The organism is Deltaproteobacteria bacterium, from assembly GCA_019310525.1.
In the GTDB taxonomy this organism is placed as follows: domain Bacteria; phylum Desulfobacterota; class DSM-4660; order Desulfatiglandales; family HGW-15; genus JAFDEE01.
Map to the genome: position 1 here is coordinate 1 of JAFDEE010000050.1, position 20,193 is coordinate 20,193.

13 protein-coding genes are annotated in these 20,193 nt (G+C 55.5%); all 13 read left to right on the forward strand.

Translation table 11 applies throughout. The features are described 5' to 3' along the window. The first annotated feature begins 372 nt into the window (after positions 1-372). Positions 373-597, forward strand: coding sequence for a hypothetical protein (locus JRF57_10620; protein MBW2304151.1), 225 nt, complete (start codon positions 373-375; stop codon positions 595-597). A gap of 690 nt (positions 598-1,287) precedes the next feature. Beyond that, positions 1,288-2,784, forward strand: coding sequence for a 4-alpha-glucanotransferase (malQ, locus tag JRF57_10625; protein MBW2304152.1), 1,497 nt, complete (start codon positions 1,288-1,290; stop codon positions 2,782-2,784). 333 nt (positions 2,785-3,117) lie between these two features. Next, positions 3,118-4,299, forward strand: coding sequence for a DNA integrity scanning protein DisA nucleotide-binding domain protein (locus JRF57_10630; GenBank protein MBW2304153.1), 1,182 nt, complete (start codon positions 3,118-3,120; stop codon positions 4,297-4,299). A gap of 108 nt (positions 4,300-4,407) precedes the next feature. Further along, complete coding sequence (gene glgP, locus JRF57_10635; protein ID MBW2304154.1) at positions 4,408-6,969, forward strand: alpha-glucan family phosphorylase; 2,562 nt, start codon at positions 4,408-4,410, stop codon at positions 6,967-6,969. Positions 6,970-6,975: 6 nt separating this feature from the next. After that, entirely contained in the window at positions 6,976-7,851 is an 876-nt protein-coding gene (locus tag JRF57_10640) for an AAA family ATPase (GenBank protein ID MBW2304155.1), read from the forward strand. Continuing rightward, complete coding sequence (locus tag JRF57_10645) at positions 7,838-9,664, forward strand: hypothetical protein (GenBank protein MBW2304156.1); 1,827 nt, start codon at positions 7,838-7,840, stop codon at positions 9,662-9,664. Before JRF57_10640 ends, JRF57_10645 begins: the two co-directional genes overlap by 14 nt. A gap of 282 nt (positions 9,665-9,946) precedes the next feature. Further along, the gene (locus JRF57_10650) at positions 9,947-10,420 is read left to right on the forward strand and encodes a 4Fe-4S dicluster domain-containing protein (GenBank protein MBW2304157.1); all 474 of its coding nucleotides are present in this window, start codon (positions 9,947-9,949) and stop codon (positions 10,418-10,420) included. Positions 10,421-10,431: 11 nt separating this feature from the next. Then, complete coding sequence (locus tag JRF57_10655) at positions 10,432-11,310, forward strand: CoB--CoM heterodisulfide reductase iron-sulfur subunit B family protein (GenBank protein ID MBW2304158.1); 879 nt, start codon at positions 10,432-10,434, stop codon at positions 11,308-11,310. A 148-nt stretch (positions 11,311-11,458) separates the two neighbouring features. Continuing rightward, complete coding sequence (locus JRF57_10660) at positions 11,459-13,426, forward strand: aconitate hydratase (protein ID MBW2304159.1); 1,968 nt, start codon at positions 11,459-11,461, stop codon at positions 13,424-13,426. A 61-nt stretch (positions 13,427-13,487) separates the two neighbouring features. Further along, entirely contained in the window at positions 13,488-15,464 is a 1,977-nt protein-coding gene (locus JRF57_10665; protein ID MBW2304160.1) for a hydantoinase/oxoprolinase family protein, read from the forward strand. 61 nt (positions 15,465-15,525) lie between these two features. Beyond that, on the forward strand, positions 15,526-17,094 hold the full coding sequence (locus JRF57_10670; protein MBW2304161.1) for a hydantoinase B/oxoprolinase family protein: 1,569 nt from the start codon (positions 15,526-15,528) through the stop codon (positions 17,092-17,094). Positions 17,095-17,159: 65 nt separating this feature from the next. Further along, a complete protein-coding gene (locus JRF57_10675; protein ID MBW2304162.1) occupies positions 17,160-18,848 on the forward strand; it encodes a PD40 domain-containing protein in 1,689 nt (562 codons plus the stop codon). Between the two features lie 270 nt (positions 18,849-19,118). Further along, complete coding sequence (locus JRF57_10680; GenBank protein ID MBW2304163.1) at positions 19,119-19,949, forward strand: hypothetical protein; 831 nt, start codon at positions 19,119-19,121, stop codon at positions 19,947-19,949. The last annotated feature ends 244 nt before the right edge of the window (positions 19,950-20,193 follow it).

Here is a 20,193-nt window from a genome sequence, read left to right on the forward strand (position 1 = left end):
AAATCTGAGCCTGACGCAGCTTGGTCGCGCCGTAGCCGCGGCGAAGGCGGAAGATTGGGGAAATGAGGGCGTTTTTCGAAGGTCTCCGGACGTATTCATATCGAAGAAGGACAATATCGTTGATCGATCAGTGCATTTGATGCTTTCAATCCACCCGTCCATCTTTCTTTTCGCCTTCCCGGGCATTCCAACCCCAGCTTGATGCGCCGATCATTTCTATTGGAAAATACCCTGTGTAAACAGGCTGTCACGGCTGGATTCTTTGTGGACGCAGGATTCAAGAGGAGATCCCTTTAATTGAATCCTGAGGAGGAGACGTGAAATCGGAAAGATAAGTTGAATGAAAAAGGAGGAAATTAACAGGAGGTTCATATGAGCAAGAGACAGGCTCAATTTCGCTTCGAAGATACTTTTTATTCGGATATCAGTAACTTGGCAGGTACTGAAGGGGTCACGGTATCTGAAGTGGTAAGAAACGCCTTGAAATTTTACATGGCGGTCTACGAGAGAACCAAAGGCAAGAAATCAAAGCTTTACCTGGAGTATGATGAACCCGGAAAGGAAAAATGTGAACTCGTTTTGCCGTGGATGATATGAAGAGGCGAGGATAAGCCGGTTTCTCCTTCCGGGGATCTTCGCTGGCTCTTAATGGAAGATTGCGAATGCCGGTGGTCTGTCAAGAATCCCGGCCCCTGAAGGGGGAAAGACCCAAGAACAGAATAACGGAATACAAAAGAGACGAAAGGTCCCGAGGTTTCGGGACCTCTCTTTTTCTGCCCCTATTTCACTCCCAAAAAGGAATATTTCAAGATTGTTTATGCAAGATTCAGGTAGAAGGGAACTTAAACCCGGATTATGCAATTGCCGATTTTGCCGAATCTGCTGCGTTGCAAGGCGCTTGAAGTACTAAAAAGTACGTCTTCGCACCTTGCGCCTTGCATCTTCGGCAAACTTGGCAATCCCGAAGGGTGACGAATTTTGAATGAATTTGATGTTTCAGGACTGCACTTTTTCGGGGGATGTAATCTGACCTGAAAAGATGTCCAACAGTCCACAATCATTAAAGAAATAACTTCTTTCAAGATTTGTCATGCATAATCTGGGTTAAAGATCCGAGGCACTTGAAAACCCCCCGGCTTTGTCCTACACTCTTTTTGACCGGCCTCCTTCCGAGGCTTGGTCTTTCCTGGAGTTGCCGGGTTCACCGCGTAAGAAGAGGAACCGGATCTCGGGTATACCCCGTCTCGGGGTCTTCTACGAATAGGGGAGGCAGATGAAGGAGGAGGCATGAGAGAGCGAGGAAGCGGGATTCTTCTTCACCTGACCTCCCTTCCCTCACCTTTCGGCATCGGGGACTTGGGTCCCTGGGCTTACCGGTTCGCGGATTTCCTGGCGGAAACCAGGCAGCGGTTCTGGCAGATCCTGCCCTTGAATCCTACCGATCCGGTCCATTTCAATTCTCCTTATCACACGCCGTCGGCATTCGCGCTGAATCCCCTCTTGATCAGCCCGGAGATCCTTTCCCGGGACGGCTGGTTGCCTGGTGACATCGCTTCTTCTATCCTCTTTCCCCCAGAAGAGATTGATTATGAGAGGGTGATTCCACTAAAAGAGGATCTCCTGGATCGGGCCTTCGGCCGGTTCAAGGAGAGCGGCGCCCGGGAAGAATACGAGGCTTTTTGCCTGGAGGAGGCGGAATGGCTCGAGGACTACACCTTGTTCTCCTGCCTGAAGGTCCACTTTCAAGGGAAGCCGTGGAATGAGTGGCCTGCGGAGCTGCGCGACAGGGAGCCCGGGGCCCTGGAGAGAGCGAAGAAGGAATTTGCGGTCGGCATCGAGAAAGAAAAATTCCTGCAGTATCTTCTCTTCAGGCAGTGGAGGGAGCTGAAGGCCTATTGCAACGGGAAAGGAATCCAGTTCATCGGGGATTTCCCGATCTATATGGTTCACGACAGTGTGGATGTGTGGTGCCGCCCGGAGCTTTTCGAACTGGACGAGGAGAAAAGGCCGCGCGCCGTTTCAGGCGTTCCTCCGGACTACTTCAGCGAAACGGGGCAACTCTGGGGAAATCCCGTGTATCGCTGGGAGGTGATGAAAGAAGAGGGATATGCCTGGTGGATCCGGCGGGTGGCCCATAACCTGAAGTTGTTTGATTGGGTCAGGGTGGATCATTTCCGAGGGTTCGTGGCCTACTGGGAGGTGCCCGCAGGAGAAGACCATGCAATCAATGGACGATGGGTGGAGGCACCGGCCCTGGACTTTTTCTCCCGCTTGAAAAGAGTTTTTCCCTCTCTCCCCTTCATCGCCGAGGACCTTGGAGTCATTACCCCGAATGTCACGGAGATCATGGAGCATTTCGGCTTTCCTGGAATGAAGATACTCCTGTTCGCCTTTGGAGACCCTGAGGGAAAGAATCCCTATCTGCCCCACAACCACGTAAAAAACGGCATCGTATACACAGGAACCCATGACAACAACACCTCCAGGGGGTGGTTCGAGAAGGATGCCACCGAGGTGGAAAGAGCGAACCTTGTCCGTTACCTGGGAAGGGAGGTGACTCCGGATACGGTCCACCGGGAACTGACGCGTCTGGCCATGATGTCGGTCGCCAGGTGGGCCGTCATTCCCTTGCAGGATTGGCTCGGCCTCGGGGAGGAGGCTCGGATGAACCGTCCTGCCACCAGCGATCATCAGAATTGGAAGTGGCGGCTCTTGCCCGAGCAACTCACCCCTTCCCTGGCTGAGGAGATCCTGGAGATGACGCAGATCTACGGGAGGGCCTGAGGACGAAATCTTACGGAAATCGCCGGAGATCTGGTAGAATGGGGAAAAAGGAAGGGTCCTGACCCGGGGCCCGTTTAATGTCCCAATCCGGGAATGGGAGAAAATCCTTTGCCTTAAGGCAGAAGATATTAGTGGGATCGTTTTTTGAGTAGGGTTCAAGGATTCAAGGGGTCCAGGGTTCGAGTGAGAAATCGGGATTTAAGGAAAGATGATTTTCACTTGACCACTTGAACTCTCGACCCCTTGGCCCCTAAAATTATCGGCTTCAGCCGATAGCAGTTTACAGCCTGATCGGTCGATCGGCTTGACCCCTCGCTTTTCACCATGAACCTGTTGGCCATTATAGCAGACCTGCGGTTCCAGGATGTCCTGGACATCCTGTTTCTGGCCGTGGTGACCTATCACCTCTACCTCTGGTTTCGAGGCACCAAGGCCTTCAAGGCCCTGGTAGGGCTCCTGGTCCTTGGGGTGGTTTATACCTTGGCGCGAAGTTGGGGATTGTTCTTGACAACCTGGGTCTTCCAGGTCTTTTGGCAGGTCCTGGTCATCCTGTTGATCATCCTTTTTCAGTCCGAGATCCGTCAGGTCCTTGAAAGAGTGAATCCCCTGAAGAAAATCGGTTTTCACAGGAAACGGGAAAGGGAAAGCTGGATCGAAGCGTTGTCAGGGGCCGCCTGGGCTCTGGCCGAGCGTGGGATCGGAGCTTTGATTATAGTGGAGAGACTGGACCGGGTGGACGAGTGGATCACCGGGGGGTTGGAACTGGAAGGGCAACCGACGCCTGAATTCCTCACGAGTGTCTTTCATAAGGACTCTCCCCTTCATGACGGTGCCGCCTTGATTCGGGACGGCCATGTAGTGCGGGTCGCTGGATTCCTACCTCTAACTTCAGCTGAAGGCCTCCCAAAGGCATGGGGGACAAGGCACCGGGCGGCCCTGGGATTGTCAGAGCGGTGTGACGCCCTGGTGATCGCGGTTTCGGAGGAGCGGGGCGAGGTGTCTCTGGCCCGGGGAAACCGGATGGATCCGGTCGAGAACAGGGAGAACCTCAGAGGGGCCCTGGCCCTGGCGATGGGGCCCACGACCCCTCCGGAAGAGAGTCCATGGGAGACCTTCCGGTCTTTTTTCACCCGAAATTGGAAGGTCAAGCTCGGGACCCTCACCCTCGTATGTCTCCTGTGGATCCTTTTGGCCGGACAGCAGGATTTTGAGGTTAGCCTGGGGGTTCCCCTGGAGGTGAGAGGGGTGCCGAAGGGAATGGAGATAGTGGATCCCCTCAACCCGGAGGTGAATATCCGGGTCCGGGGGCTTCGAAAGGATGCCAGCACCCTGGACGAGCGGAACATCCTCGCAGAGGTGGACGTATCCTCGGCCGCGAAGGGAAGGCGGGTCTTTCCCATCACCCGGGAACACATTTCCCTCCCCAACGACCGGGTCTACATCGTGAAGATCGAACCTTCTCAGATCACCTTTACCTTCAGGGAGACACCCGGATTCAAGTCCCGCTCTCCCTGATGGCCGCTGGTGAAAGTAGACATTTACCCGCAGGATTCCAGGGGCTAAGGGTCCCCGTGGTTATGTAGTTGACCCTGATCGACACTTACATTCGAGGAAGGAAGTATGATCACTCCCATCAGAACCATCGATGTCAAACCAAAGGTCCCGGGGCCCCTGGCGGCCCTCAGGACCCTTTCGGAAAATCTCTGGTTCATGTGGAATCACGATGCTGAAAACCTGTTCCGGAGGATCAACCAGGACCTCTGGGAAGAGCTGCGTAAGAATCCTGTGGAATTTCTCGGACGTATCCCCCAGGACGACATGGCGGCCCTTGCCACGGACGAGGGTTTTCTTGCTCACCTGGCCAGGGTCAAGGAAGAATTCGACCGCTACATGTCCCAGAAACCCGGTCCCGGGATCTTTGGGTCAGTGGGAGAGCCCTTTACGGTCGCCTACTTCACGGCCGAGTGCGGAGTGGCGGATTGCCTGCCCATCTACTCGGGAGGGTTGGGTATCCTCTCCGGCGACCATCTCAAGTCTGCGAGTGATTTGAATTTGCCGGTCATCGGCGTCTCCCTGGCTTACCAAAAGGGGTATTTCAGACAGTACCTCACTCCGGACGGCTGGCAGATGGAGACCTATCCCATCAATCATTTCAACACCCTACCCACGACCCCGGTGCGGAACGGGGAGGGACGCCCCTTGGAGGTTCGGGTCGACTTGAAGGGGGAAGAAGTGGCGGTTCGGGCCTGGCAGGTCCGCATCGGGCGGAGCCGCCTCCTTCTCTTGGACACCAACCTGAAGGAAAATTCCAGGGAAGCAAGGCACATTACTTCTCAGCTCTATGGGGGGGACCGGGAGATGCGTATTCGCCAGGAGATTATCCTGGGGATCGGCGGGGTCAGGCTCCTGAAGACCATGGGCGTCAACCCGGCGGTTTACCACATGAACGAGGGCCACTCGGCCTTTGCCGCCTTCGAGCGTATCCGGTCCCTCAGGGCGGAAGAGGGCTTGACCTTCAACGAGGCCCTCGAATTCGTCCGATGCACGAGTGTGTTTACGACACACACCCCGGTGCCGGCGGGAATCGATACCTTTCACCCGGACCTGATGAGAACCTATTTCGAAGGCTTTGCCAAGGAAATGGGCATCAGCCTTGATGTCCTCCTGGGGTTCGGCCGCCAGGATCCCCGCAACAGGGAAGAGGAGTTTTGCATGGCGGTGCTGGCTTTTAGAACTTGCACCTGGAACAATGCGGTAAGCCGTCTTCACGAAAAAGTGAGTCGCCGAATGTGGCAGGGTGTGTGGCCCAAGACGCCCGAGATCGATCTCCCGATCGTCCACGTGACAAACGGGGTCCACATTCCTTCCTGGATTTCGGGCGGTATGGCGGAGAACTATGACCGTTACCTGGGCCCGAGGTGGATCGAGGACCCGGACAACGTGAAGGTGTGGGAACGGGTGGAAAAGATCCCCGATACGGAACTGTGGCGGGCCCATGAGAGGGGGCGGGAGCGGCTTGTGGCTTTCACCCGCAAGAGACTGAAAGGTCAACTGGCTAGGCGGGGTGTCTCCAATCGGGATCTCGCGGTTGCGGAAGAGGTCCTCAATTCCGAAGCCCTGACCATCGGTTTCGCCCGAAGATTCGCTCCTTACAAGAGAGCTCACCTGGTGATCCGGGATATTGAAAGACTGAAAACCATCCTTACCAATAAAAAATACCCGGTTCAGATCATCTTTGCCGGGAAGGCCCATCCCCAGGACAGGGAAGGGAAGGAACTCATCAAACAACTGGTCGGAATTTGTGACCAAGAGGACCTCCGGCGGCACATGGTCTTCTTGGAGGACTATGATATCGAGGTGGCACGGCACATGGTTCAGGGCGTGGACGTATGGCTCAACACCCCGCGAAGGCCCCTCGAGGCCTGCGGGACCAGCGGTATGAAGGCCGTAGCAAACGGGGCCCTCCACCTGAGCGTGCTGGACGGCTGGTGGGAAGAAGGCTATGACAAGGATATCGGTTGGGCCATCGGCAGGGGCGAAGAGTACGACGATCCGGAATTCCAGGATGATCTCGAGAGCCGGGCCCTTTACGATATCCTGGAAAAGGACGTTGTGCCCCTTTTCTACGACAGGGGAGCCGACGGCCTGCCCAGACGATGGCTCGCCATGATGCGGGCCTCACTGCATAGGCTCTGTCCTATGTTCAATACCCACAGGATGGTGGCCGAGTACTGGGACCGCTTTTACCTCCCCGCGGCCGAGTTGGGATGGAGGCTGAGGGTGGGGGGATGGAAAACCTTGAAGGGAATGGCCCGGTGGCGGGAGCGGGTCATGTACAACTGGTCGGAGATATCCATCCGCGACATCCGCCTGGAAGAGGTCGTTGATATCGAAGTAGGGGATTCCTTCCATGTCGAGGCCGATGTCTTCCTGGGGGAACTGGAGCCCAAAGACGTGATTGTGGAGGCTTATTGCGGCCGCCTGAGCCCTTCGGACCAGTACACAGACCGGTTCACCTGGGTCATGGAACCCATCGGGGCGGCGGAGGACAGGGTCTACCACTACCAGTGCGATATCCGGTTCGAAGAGGTGGGGCATTACGGGATAAACATCCGGATCACACCCAATCATCCCAATTCCGTGATCCGGCACGCCATGGGATTGGTGATTTGGGATCAGAGGTGAAAGAGCATGGAGAAGATGACCATTGACGGCGTTGAGATCCAATTGAGCCAACCCGACGAGGTTCCCATGAGATGGGTGGGGCGGGAGGAACTTGTCACCCAGGTGCTGGCGGCCTGGATGGTGCTTGGAGAGGACGACCTACCCCTGAATCCCCGGCTCGTGGGAAAACCGGGGGTGGGAAAGACCACCCTTGCCTACTATGCTGGCCGACTCCTGGGAAAACCCGTCTACCTCTTCCAGGCAACCATGGATACCCGCCCGGAAGACCTGATCCTGACCCCGGTGATTTCTGATGAGAAGAAAATCAAGTACATGGCCAGTTCCATTGTCTCGGCCATGGTCAAGGGAGGGATCGCCATCATCGACGAGGGGAACCGGATGAGCGAGAAAAGCTGGGCCTCCCTTGCCCCCCTCATGGACCGGAGGCGGTATGTGGAATCCGTGGTGGCGGGGATCAAGATCAAGGCCCATCCCGGTTTCCGCCTCTGTACCACCATGAACGATGACGCCAGCACCTTCGAGCTTCCGGAGTATATCCATTCACGGCTTCAACCGCGCATTTTCATCGATTTCCCGGAGCGGGACGAAGAACTCATGATCCTCCGGGACAATCTTCCTTATGCGGATCGAGGGATCCTGGAATACGTCGTGGATTTTCTCCAGGCGGCCCACGGGGCCGGGGAGCCATACTCGGTCAGGGACGGGATCAACATCGCAAGCTATGCCCTCAAGAGGCTCGCATGCAACGGGGGAGGTGCCTCTCCCGGGGAGCAGGACAGGAAACTGGGACCTTACATGAAAGAGGCCGCTTCCATGATCCTGGATTCCACGGCTGCGGAATATTTCGGAATGCTGATGGATGAGGAGAATGGAAAGCCATAATTTCTCCTGGAAAAATATTCGTTTCGTTCCCGTCGTCCATAACCGGATGGAGTTCGCCGTCGAGGTGAGACGGCAGTTTGAGGAATTCAGGCCCGACGGGGTGGCGGTGGAGTTCCCGCCCACCTTGAAGGATCAGGTACTCCGGGCGGTCAAAAGGCTGCCCCTGCTTTCGGTGGTCTACTACCAGGAAGGGGACGGGACACTGGCCTACCTGGTCATTGAACCTACGGACGGACAGGTGGAGGCCCTCAGGCTGGCCCTGGAGAAGGATATCCCGGTCCACTTCATTGACCGGGATACGGAAGGCTACCCCGCAAATCGCTATTCCCTGCCCGATCCTTATGCTGTGACCAGAATCGGCCATTACGCTTATTGCGAGGCCTATTTTCGGATCTTCAAGGACCGGGACCCTCCGCCGAAGGACCGGCTCCGGGAAAAATCCATGGCCTTTCACCTCCAGAGACTCAGCCGGGAAGGGCGAAGGACTCTTTTCGTTTGCGGCTTGACCCACTTCCCGGGGGTCCTGAAAATGCTCCGGGAACCTCAGGCGGAAGTCATCGGTCGGAGGAGCCGTGAAGGGGTGGGCCTGGCCCATCTTCACAGGGAATCGAGCCGTGAGGTCCTGACGGAGATGCCTTTCCTGGCGGCGGAATACGAGCGCTTCCGTAGCCGGAAGGACGCCTCCTCCATCGACCGGATCCGTATCCAGGGACTCCTGATCGAGCAGGCCAGGGAGCGCCATCTCAGGAAAAACAGGGAGGAACTCAATCCCGCTCAGCTTAAACTCCTTTACACCTTCGCCCGAAAATACGCCCTCCTTACCGGGCATCTCGCTCCGGACTTCTATCAGCTTGTCGTGGCGGCCAGGGGATGTGCGGACGATGAGTTCGCCTACGAGGTATGGGATAAGGGCAACGAATATCCCTGGCAGACGGATCAGCCCGATCTCCCCGTAATCCGCCTGAGGGGAGAAGACCTTTTTCTTGATCAGAAGCGGATCCGGTTCCATCGCCGCCTTCGGACCCTCAGGCGGCGCCTTGTTCCCTTGCCGGGGAAGAAAAGACCCAGGGAACGGGTACCGGGGGAATGGAAAAAGGCCTTTCAAGGCCTCTACATCTGCTCCTACCCCCCGGAGGATGTGCTGGTGGAAGGATATGGACGGCACCTCCAGAAAAGGGCCCTGGAGATCAAGTCCGAAGAGAACAGCCGGATCGTCCCCTTCACCTGCTCCATGTTCGAGGGGATCGATATCCGGCAGACCGTTCGGGAATGGTTGAAGGGGGATATCTACGTCAGGGAGGCGATGCCCTTCAGGGGGAAAGTGGGATCGGTGGTGGTCATCTTCGACCCGGACCTGCCGGACAAGGAAGGGAAGGAGGCTTTCCCCTGGCGTGTGACCTGGCTCGGGGAACACGAACAGGAATCGGACATGGCCTTTTACAGTACCCCCGCTGGAGAGGTGATGGACGGTCCCGGTATCTCCCGGTGCCAGTATGGCGGTTTCATGCTGACCTATCCGCCTCTAAGGGTCTATGATATCTGGAAAGATTCCTTTTTCGACATGGCCCGCAACAAACCCGAGCGTCTCCTGATGGCCGCCATTGACTATTCCCTGGAAAAACACGTGGTCTACGTGGCCCCGGATCCCCCTTCAGGGCGATGCCGGAGTCTGGCCGCTAAGCTGGGGAAGAAGATCGTGTATATGCCCATAGGCAGTTTCTCCCCCGTAACCCTCAAAAAGATCCGGGTCTTTCATGTCCTGGAAGGACACCATGTCAGGCGATACGCCGGGCATTTCATCCCCACCCCGTGATCCTTCCGCCGATTTCTTCCGGCATAAAGGGGAAAGGCCCCCGGACCCATAGAAATCGTTTGAAATCCCGAAAAGACCCTGTTATGAAAAATAACCGCCTGATCTAGTCCCGGAGATCATTGCCCAGCTGGCTATGCTCTCCTGAGAGATCGGTTTTTCAGTTGCCATGTGGCTATAATATAGTTATCATGTAACCTTTCCATCCATGGTACCGGATGGTGACGGGTTCGAAGGTCCGCCGGGGGGCGAAGGCCCGAAACGCAATATCTCAAGGAGTGTTCCATGGCTGACATCGATTTGAGCCAGGCCGATCCAAAATTCAGGAAGGAGTTGGCCGAGCAGCCGGGTGGTGAGAAGATCGCCGCGTGTTTTACCTGCAGGACCTGTATGGCGAGTTGCCCTGTGACCGCCGTGAATGATGTTTTCAACCCACTGAAGGTCATTCGGATGGCCCTCCTGGGACTCAAAGAGCAGGTCCTCGGGAGTGATTTCGTCTGGTTGTGTTCCAGTTGTTACACCTGCCAGGAGAGGTGCCCCCAGGGGGTGAGCATCACGGAATTCATGACCCTCTTGAAAAACATCGCCATCAGAGAAGGATACGAGCCTCCCGCAGGCATCAAGGCGCAGCGGGATATCGTTAAGTCCGAGGGCCGCATCTATCCCCTGGATGATTTCGACAACAAGAAGAGGGCGAAGATAAAGTTGCCTGAATTGCCCACCACATGCGAGGTGGTGAAAGTGCTCTTTCCGGAGTAGTGAGGTTGTCCATGAAATATGCTCTTTTTTTGGGATGCACCATTCCTGCCCGTTCCAGGAACTACGAATTGTCCGCGCGCAAGGTGGCCGAAGAACTGGGAATCGAGCTGGTAGACATTGAACGCTTCATTTGTTGCGGGTTCCCGGTGAAAAGCGCTGAACTGAAATCGGGATTGCTCCTCGGGGCTTACAACCTGGCGTTGGCCCAGGAAAGGGGCCTGGATGTCTGCGCCCTGTGCAGTTCCTGCACATCGGCCCTCACCGAGGCGGCCCACCTCCTGGAACAGGAAGGCGCGCTGAGGGAGGAGATCAATGAGGGCCTGGCCCGGGTCGGCCTGAAGTACGAAGGAGGTGTCAAGGTCAGGCACTTCGCCAGAATCCTTTTCAAAGAGGTGGGCCTGGAAGAGATCAGGAAGCACCTTAAGCGCAGCCTTAAGGGATTCAAGGTGGCCAGTCACTATGGCTGCCATTACCTGAAACCCTCGGACATTTACGAAGGTTTCGACAATCCTGAAATCCCCGTATCCCTGGACAGGCTCGTCGCTTTGACCGGGGCGGAAGTGGTGGATTACGCCAACAAGACCCGCTGCTGCGGCGGTCCGGTCCTGCCCGTGGATGAGAAGACCTCGCTTTCCGTCGCCAAACAAAAGCTGGACGATATCAAGGCGGCCGGGGCCAATGTGATCAACCTGGTTTGTCCTTTCTGTTCCGTGATGTACGACAGCAACCAGAAGGGCATTCAGTCCCAATTCGATGCAGAATACAATATCCCCGTGCTTTACATGACCCAGATCTTGGGGATGGCCATGGGATTCGAACGGAAGGAGATCGGGTTGAATCTCAACGTGGTCAAGACCAAGGGCCTCGCCGATCTTCTGACGGAGGGATAGTTTTTCCGGATACTATCACCGGAGAGGGAGCAACGGTTCCCGGACCGTGCGATAAAAGAGGCCCTGCCATGACCGTGGCAGGGCCTTTCCACATAAGGGAGGAATCGATACCCTCGAACCCCTGAAGGAAAATCTCAAGGAGTAATTTATGGGAAAAAACCTTACTTACAAGATTCTCGAATCCCATCTCGTGGAGGGAACCCTGAAACCGGGCGAGGAAATCGCCATCCGAATCGATCACACCCTCCTCCAGGACGCCACCGGGACCCTGGCCATGCTGGAGTTCGAATCCCTCGGGATCCCCAGGACCAGAGCGGAGGTCTCGGTCCAGTATGTGGACCACAATATCCTCCAGGCCGACAGCAAGAACGCGGACGATCACCGCTATCTCCAGACGGTCTGCGCCCGGCACGGCATCCATTTCAGCCCCCCTGGAAACGGCGTCTCACACCAGGTGCACCTGGAACGCTTCGGGGTCCCCGGGAAGACCCTGCTGGGATCCGACAGCCACACCCCCAGCGCGGCGGGAGTATCCATGCTTGGAATCGGGGCGGGGGGGCTGGACGTGGCCATGGCCATGGCCGGGCGGCCTTACTACTTTCCTTGCCCAAGGGTCCTTGGGGTGAGGCTTCACGGGAACCTTCCGGACTGGATCAGCGCCAAAGACGTTATCCTGGAACTCCTGAGGCGTTACGGGGTCAAGGGGTGCGTCGGGAAGGTGATCGAATATTTCGGGCCCGGAGTGGAAGGACTCTCTGTGACGGACCGGGAGACCATCGGGAACATGGGAACGGAGCTCGGGGCGACAAGCTCGGTTTTCCCCTCGGATGAAAAGACCCGGATCTATCTGGCGGCCCAGGGAAGGGCGGAAAGCTGGATTCCCCTGAGCGCCGATGAAGATGGGGACTACGACGAGACCATCGAGATAGACCTTTCCTCCCTGGAACCCCTGATCGCCTGTCCTTCCTCCCCCGGGAACGTGGTCCCCGTCCGGGAGGTGGCCGGCACCAAGGTCCATCAGGTGATCATCGGGAGCTGTGTGAATTCCTCCTACCGGGATCTCATGGTGGCGGCCAGGATCCTGGAGGGGCGGCACCGCCACCCGGAAACCTTCCTCCACATCAATCCCGGCAGCCTGCAGGTCTTTGAAAACGTCCTGGTGGGCAAAGGAATCCTTCCCCTGGTTCAGGCCGGAGCCCGGATTCACCAATCGGGCTGCCTCGGTTGCATTGGGATGGGACAGGCGCCGGGGACCGGCCAGGTGAGCCTCCGCACCTTCCCTCGCAATTTTCCCGGCCGTTCGGGCACGGAAGGGGACAGGGTCTATCTCTGCTCCCCCGAGACCGCGGCCGCCTCGGCTGTAAGAGGAGTGATCACCGACCCCAGGGAACTCGGCAAGGACATGGACTATCCCCGGATCAGGGATCCGGAGACCTACCTCATCGATCAATTCTCCATCACCTTCCCTTCCGATCCCTTGCCGGATATTGAGGTCTTCCGGGGGCCCAATATCAAGCCGCTTCCTGAAATGACACCCTTGCCCGAGAACCTGGAGGCAGAGGTGGGTATCAAGGTGAAGGACAACATCTCAACGGACACCATCATGCCGGCCGGGAGCAAGATCCTGCCCCTTCGGTCCAACATTGATGCCATCAGCCGATATGTGTTTTCCCAGATCGATCCGGAATTCGCCGTCAGGAGCCTGCGCAGCGGTGACATCGTCGTGGTCGGCGGCGAGAACTACGGCCAGGGTTCCAGCCGGGAGCATGCGGCCCTCGCCCCCCGCTACCTGGGGGTCCGGGTGAAGCTGGCCAAGAGTTTCGCGCGCATCCATAAGGCAAATCTCTGTAATTTCGGGATCCTGCCCCTGACCTTCAGGGACCCGGCGGACTATGACCTCCTGGAGAAAGGGATGTCCCTAAGCTTCCCGGGTGTGCGCGGGCGGATTCTTTCGGGAGAGGTCGAGATACCGGTGGAAGTGAAAGGCCGCCGGATCATCACTCTCCTGGAGGTCTCGGATCGGCAGAGGAAATGCCTCTTGGCAGGCGGGGCCCTCAACTATGTGAAGGAACTTCTCGACAAAGAAAGGCGGGGGGCGGGAAACGCGGATTCCTGAGGCGGCGCAGCTTTGATCTTTTATGGGGTGAAGTTCATCCCGTCTCGTCCTGGAGTACGGCATGCTTGTAATTGGGATTGATACAGGAGGAACCTTTACGGACTTTGTTTACAGGGAAGGGTCGAGATGGGGCGTCCAAAAGTTGCCTTCCACTCCCTTGGATCCTTCCCGCGCGGTCCTGGAAGGAATCAGGAAGATTGCGGGGGAGAGGAAGAAACGTATCATCCACGGATCCACTGTCGCCACCAACGCCATCCTGGAAAGAAAAGGGGCCTTGACCGCCCTTGTTACCAACAAGGGCTTCGAGGATGTCCTGGAAATCGGACGCCAGGTGCGGGAAAGGCTCTATGACCTGGACCAACGAAGGCCAAAGCCTCTCGTCCCTTCCTCCCTGCGTTTCGGGATCCGGGGCAGGATACTCCATACCGGCGAGGTTGCTGAACCCCTTGACGAAGATGAGCTCCGGCGATTGGCAGGCGAGCTCCGGGATGAGGGTGTCGAGGCGGTGGCTGTCTGCCTCCTTTTCTCCTTCGCCAATCCTTCCCATGAAAACAGGGTGGGAGAACTCCTGGGGCGGGTAGGGCTCCAGGTCTCCCTCTCCCACGAAATCCTGGCGGAGTTCCGAGAGTTCGAGCGGACCTCCACGACCGTGCTGAACGCCTACGTGGTACCCAAGATCCGGCGGTACGTTGGGAGACTGAGGGCGTCGCTCGGGGAGACTGATACACTTTCCATCATGCAGTCCAACGGAGGCAGGATATCAGCGGACGTCGCCATGAAGGAATCGGTACGCACCATTCTCTCGGGCCCCGCCGGAGGAGCCGTCGGAGCATTCGAACTGGGCAGGATGGCGGGATACGAAAATCTGATCACCTTTGACATGGGAGGAACCTCCACTGATGTCTCCCTGGTGGACGGGCAACTTTCCCTTACCCTTGAATCCCGGATTTCGGGCCTTCCGGTAAGGACTCCCATGATCGATATCCATACGGTCGGCGCCGGGGGCGGCTCCATCGCCTCCCTCGATGCGGGAGGAGCCCTGAAGGTGGGCCCGGAGAGTGCGGGAGCGGACCCGGGACCCATCTGCTATGGCAGGGGGGAGCGGATTACCGTGACGGACGCAAACCTTTTTCTTGGCCGTCTGATCCCTGAGCACTTCCTGGGCGGCGGTATGAAGTTGAACCACGAAAGACTCTTTCCTTATTTTGAAAAAATGGCGCGCCGGGCAAGCCTCTCACAACGCGAACTTGCTGAAGGAATCCTTTGGGTGGTTAATTCGGAGATGGAGAAGGCCGTCCGGGTGATCTCCGTGGAGAGGGGATACGATCCACGGGATTTCACCCTCTTTTCCTTCGGGGGAGCAGGGGGGATGCACGCGGCTTTTCTCGCCCGACTCCTCCGAATCCCAAGGGTGCTGATCCCACCGAATCCCGGTATCCTTTCGGCATTGGGAATGATCATGGCTGACGTCATAAAGGACTACTCCCTGACCATCATGATGACCCAGGCAGAGGCCCGGACTACGGATCTGGAGCAGGCCTTTTCAGGACTGGAGAGGCGGGGCGTTGAGGATCTCCTCAATGAAGGTGTTTCAAAGGAGCGCCTCGTCCTGGAGCGTTACCTTGACATGCGTTACGAGGGACAATCGTATGAGATCCTGGTTCCTTTTGATGGGGGGGACCCCGTGGATCTGTTTCACAGCCTCCACGAGAAGACTTACGGATACAAGAACACGAATAGACCCGTGGAGTTTGTCAACATCCGGTTGCGGGCCCGCGGTATTCCGGAAAAGCCGCGTTTCGAAAGGAGTGAACCGAAAGTGGAAAAACCCCCCGCCGGTGCCCTCTTAGGTGTCAGGAAGGTGGTTTTCGACCACAAGGCCCTTGAGACGAATGTTTATGATCGGGAAAAGCTCTTAAGCGGGAACCTCATCGAGGGCCCCGCTATGGTCGTGGAATACTCCTCGACGATTGTAATTCCTCCGTTTGCCCGGGCCGCGGTGGACGGATACGGAAATATGGTGATCGAGGTGACGTGATGAAGGCCTTGAGAAGGGCTCTCCCCAGGGGGCTCCGGAATGATGAGTCGGGAGGCGATTCATGGATATAAACCCCATTCTTCTGGAAATATTCAAGAACCGTTTTTCCTCCATCGCCGAGGAGATGGGGGTCACCCTGCATCGTACCGCCTTTTCCCCGAACATCAAGGAGCGACGGGACTTCTCCTGCGCCCTCTTCGATGCTCACGGCGACCTGATCGCCCAAGCGGCCCACATCCCAGTGCACCTCGGCTCCATGCCCCTTTCAGTGAAAGCGGCCATCGAGGAATTCCGGTGGGCGGAAGGTGATATGGTGATCATGAATGATCCCTTCAAGGGAGGAACCCATCTGCCGGATATCACCCTCGTAGCCCCGGTTTTCGCATCCGGGAACAGACCCTCCTTTTTCGTGGCCAACCGGGCCCATCACGCTGATGTGGGGGGGATGAGTTCCGGCTCCATGCCCCTTTCCCGGAGCATTTTCCAGGAAGGTCTCATTATCCCACCGGTCAAGTTCGTGGAAGGGGAAAAGATGGATGCGAAGATTCTACGGTTTTTGCTTGCCAATGTCAGGACCCCCCGGGAACGGGAAGGGGATCTGGCAGCCCAGGTAATGGCCAATCGAACCGGGGTCCTCCGGACGCGGGAACTTATTGAGCGCTATACCCTGGAGAAGGCGGATACCTATGCCCGGGGGCTCATGGATTATTCCGAACAGGTCATGCGCCGCACCATCGCCGAGATCCCGGATGGGACTTACTTTTTCGAGGATGTGATGGAGGATGACGGCCTGGGTCATGAGGATCTGCCGATACGGTTGGAATTGACCGTTAAAGGGGATGAAGCCGTCCTGGATTTCCGGAATTCCTCGCCCCAGGTGGAGGGAGGCGTCAATGCCGTTTACGCTATTACACTATCGGCGGCCCTCTATGTATTCCGTTCCCTCGTAAAACAGGATATTCCCGCCAATGCGGGTTGCCTCAGGCCCATCAGGCTTATCACCCGAAAGGGCTCCCTGGTCGATGCAGAATTTCCCGCCCCTGTGGCCGGTGGGAACGTGGAAACATCACAACGTATCGTGGATGTCATCCTGGGCGCCTTGGCTTCGGCTCTCCCGCACGTGATCCCGGCCGCCAGCCAGGGAACCATGAACAACATCTCCATTGGAGGAATAGATCCCCGCAGCGGCAGGGCCTTTGCCTACTATGAGACCCTGGCAGGAGGGACCGGCGCCTCGGCAAGGGCCGACGGGGACAGCGCCGTTCATTCCCACATGACCAATACCCTGAATACTCCCGTGGAGGCGTTGGAATACGCCTACCCCTTCCTGGTAAGGGAGTATGCCATCCGGAGGGGAACAGGGGGCCAGGGCCGGAGGCGGGGTGGGAACGGCCTGGTAAGAGAAATCCAGGTCCTCTGCGATGCAGAGATCACGGTGCTGTCTGAGAGGAGAAGACGTGCTCCTTTCGGTCTTTTCGGAGGGGGCCCGGGTGTAAGGGGAAAGAATATTCTTATCCACGGGAAGAGAAGAGAGAAAATGCCCGGAAAGTTCACAGCCGTGTTGTCATCAGGGGACATCGTCCGTATCGAAACCCCAGGGGGAGGGGGCTACGGCGACCCCGGGAAGTAACATGTCCTTTTTTTAGATTAGTTCCCATCCATAAATGCGATCCGGGCACAAGACAGGAGTGAGATTTGAAGCAATTTGTATTTGAGAAGTTCCATGGCCGATATCTCAGGCTGGCTGCACGGGTTATGCTCATGGGGGTGATTGTATTGTGCTGCACCGGGCGGTATGCTCGGGGTCTTGAAGGTGGATCACATGTTATTTTATACACAGATGAGAATTATGCTTCCTTAAGCCGCAGCCAAGCCTTGTCATGGATCAATTCTTTGCAGATGAAAGACGGTATAGAAACTATCAATCTCGCCGAACCACCTTCAGGCGCTCTCATACCTCTTGATATGGCCTCTCCATTATTCCTATGGGATGATAAAGCAGAAAATTCAGCATGGCTTGTATCTATAAAAAACGAAACAAGAACTCTTTTGCAGGCTTTGCTCAGCACTCCTTGGTGGATACCCGATCCCGATTCCTGGAACAGACTGAAAAAAATGGCTGGAAATGCGCCGCTTGAAGTAATAGTCGCCGGAATTGGAGGCTGGAGCGGCAGGGAAATCACTTCTCAGGGTCATGGGTTTTTCAGGATTTCAAAGGATATGGTAAACGCCCGCCTTATGTTCATGCGCAAACCGCTTCCTTTTCTCGAGGCAAAAAAACATCCTGAAAAGACAAGCCTGATGGTGGGCAAAATCGAGTCGTATAAACAACCTGAGACCATTTTTACATCTCCCCCGATCTGTGCCAATTGTCATTCTTATTCGCTCGATGGAAGCTATATGACCATGGACATGGATTATGGCGGTGATAAAGGCGCGTTTTTGCACAGCCCTGTCAGAAAAAAAATTGTCATCGAAAAGGAAATGATATCTTCATGGAATACACTGCCGGCACGTAAACCCGCCTCATACAGCATGGGGCTTTTTGCAAGGGTTTCTCCTGACGGCCGCTATATCGCAGGGACCGTAAACGAAACGTCGGTATTCGTTATGTTGGATGACCTGTTTTTTTCCCAGTTGTTTTATCCGGCAACCGGCCAGATCGCGATATTCGACACCAGGAAGGGCAAATTTCATCTGCTGCCGGGTGCCAGCAGATCCGACCGTGTACAGACTGCACCCTCATGGAGCCCTGACGGAAAGACCATAGCGTTCGCAATGAGCAGGACAGACCCCGAACTAATCAAAAAAGCAGTGGCTAAAGAAATACTTAAAGAAAGTCCCAGGCAGAACATCAGGGACTTGAACAAAAAATATCCCGTTCAGTTCGATATTTATACCCTGCCTTTTAATGATGGAAAGGGCGGCCAAGCGGTTCCCCTGAAAGGGGCCAGCCAGAATGGATACAGTAATTATTTCCCGAGGTACTCCCCCGACGGCAAATGGATTGTGTTTACACAAAGCCCTACAGGACTTGTCCTTCAGCCTGACAGCAGGCTGGTCATAATTCCAGCCAAAGGCGGCGTGGCAAGGATCCTGGCCTGCAATCAGCGGACCATGAATTCATGGCATTCATGGTCGCCTAATTCGAGATGGCTGGTTTTTACGTGTAAGGCCAATTCTCCTTATACGGAATTATACCTGACCCACATTGATGAGCATGGGGTTTCAAGTCCGGCCATCCGTCTTTTTCGTTTCAGCAGCAATGATTATGCAGCAATGGTCCCTGAATTTATCCGGAAATTGCCGGAAAACCTTGAAACACTCACATTCGGCTCTCTTGAGAATGTAAAAGGGAAAAGCATCGCAACCGATGGGAGGTGATCATGCCAATACACTACCTGGTAAGTTCCATTATTGCCAAAAATAGGATTTGACGCTTCAGTCAGAGGCTTCGTGCGTTATATCGTCCATGGCTTATGTTTCCCTGGATCACACCCCCTTTTTCTTTTTTGCTTCGTGATCAAAATAAACCGTCCCCGGGAAATCTTATTTGCAGCCCTTCACCGGATAGGCGTTCAAGGGTGATCTAAGCTGCTACTTTATGTAATTCGTATATAAATGTGTTATAGTTTAACAATTATGGAGGTGTGTATGATGAAGAAGAGCAGGATGACAGGATTATTGATGTTTTTTATTATTATCTTGTTGATGTTTTCATTTGATGCGAAACAGGTGAATGCTTATGGCGGCGGTAGTGGCGGCGGCGGAGGCGGCGAAAGCTCAGGAGCATCTGAACTCGGCTCTACGACAAAATCGGATATCAAAAGGGTATACACCAGGAGTGAACTTGAAAGATTCTTTTCGGGATTGCCCCCTTCGGTCCGGGAAATGATTATCGATAAACAGGAGGGCAAAGAAAGGAGCCTTGCCCAATTGCATCTGATTCGGACTATATTTTTGCAGGCGGAAAGATTTAAGGGTGAGTCAGAGGCAAGCTATTGGCAGTCATACGAAGACCTTGCCGTGCTCCTTGACAAAACCGGGCAGAATGCAGAACTGGTGCTGGCTTTTACCACAGGGGGGTCATCTACATTTATTACCCAGACCCTGTTTGGAGCAGTAAGGGCAGGGGCCAATGAATACAGTAAAGATAAAAGCGTCGGTGATATCATACAGGCGATTGCAGTATCCGTGGCCGTCGACAAAATTATGGCGACAAAGAATCTGTCAAGGATCGGAAATCGTGCCAACAACCTCGTGGATATGGTGTACAGGGCGAATAAATTGAAAAAGAATCCCAGGGTGTTGAAATACCTTGCCAAGGTTGGTGCAAAGGCAGGAATCTATAAGCAGGGCGAAAGCTACACCAAGGCCCAGATCGCAAATATATTGAATTTCATTGCAAACCAGGCCAAAAAACTCGAACCCACAAACACCACTCCTTCGCCTAATATATACAGAAACCAGGCGGGGTTTTGGTAATAAACATGCTTCCCCAGGTTCTTTGAAGGAAATGCGCGTTTAAGGGGGATTATGAAAATTGTTTCCGTTCATGAACGGCCTTTTCCCTCAGTTTCAGATCCTCCGCCCTTGTCCGGACGGGAGAGGGAGAAAAGGCCAGTCCACGCCGTTTCTTGACAGTAAAGATTTTACATTTCCGGATTGTAACATTACTCGGTGTCCCTGTTTGTGAATGGGGCGCCGAAATAAAGCATAGGGGGTAATA

What these genes read in the sequence shown, in the direction of transcription:
- JRF57_10655 (MBW2304158.1), top strand. Translation starts at nt 10,432, where the DNA reads ATGAAATATGCTCTTTTTTTGGGATGCACCATTCCTGCCCGTTCCAGG.
- JRF57_10665 (MBW2304160.1), top strand. Translation starts at nt 13,488, where the DNA reads ATGCTTGTAATTGGGATTGATACAGGAGGAACCTTTACGGACTTTGTT.
- JRF57_10680 (MBW2304163.1), top strand. Translation starts at nt 19,119, where the DNA reads ATGATGAAGAAGAGCAGGATGACAGGATTATTGATGTTTTTTATTATT.
- JRF57_10645 (MBW2304156.1), top strand. Translation starts at nt 7,838, where the DNA reads ATGGAAAGCCATAATTTCTCCTGGAAAAATATTCGTTTCGTTCCCGTC.
- JRF57_10670 (MBW2304161.1), top strand. Translation starts at nt 15,526, where the DNA reads ATGGATATAAACCCCATTCTTCTGGAAATATTCAAGAACCGTTTTTCC.
- JRF57_10650 (MBW2304157.1), top strand. Translation starts at nt 9,947, where the DNA reads ATGGCTGACATCGATTTGAGCCAGGCCGATCCAAAATTCAGGAAGGAG.
- JRF57_10640 (MBW2304155.1), top strand. Translation starts at nt 6,976, where the DNA reads ATGGAGAAGATGACCATTGACGGCGTTGAGATCCAATTGAGCCAACCC.
- JRF57_10620 (MBW2304151.1), top strand. Translation starts at nt 373, where the DNA reads ATGAGCAAGAGACAGGCTCAATTTCGCTTCGAAGATACTTTTTATTCG.
- malQ (MBW2304152.1), top strand. Translation starts at nt 1,288, where the DNA reads ATGAGAGAGCGAGGAAGCGGGATTCTTCTTCACCTGACCTCCCTTCCC.
- JRF57_10660 (MBW2304159.1), top strand. Translation starts at nt 11,459, where the DNA reads ATGGGAAAAAACCTTACTTACAAGATTCTCGAATCCCATCTCGTGGAG.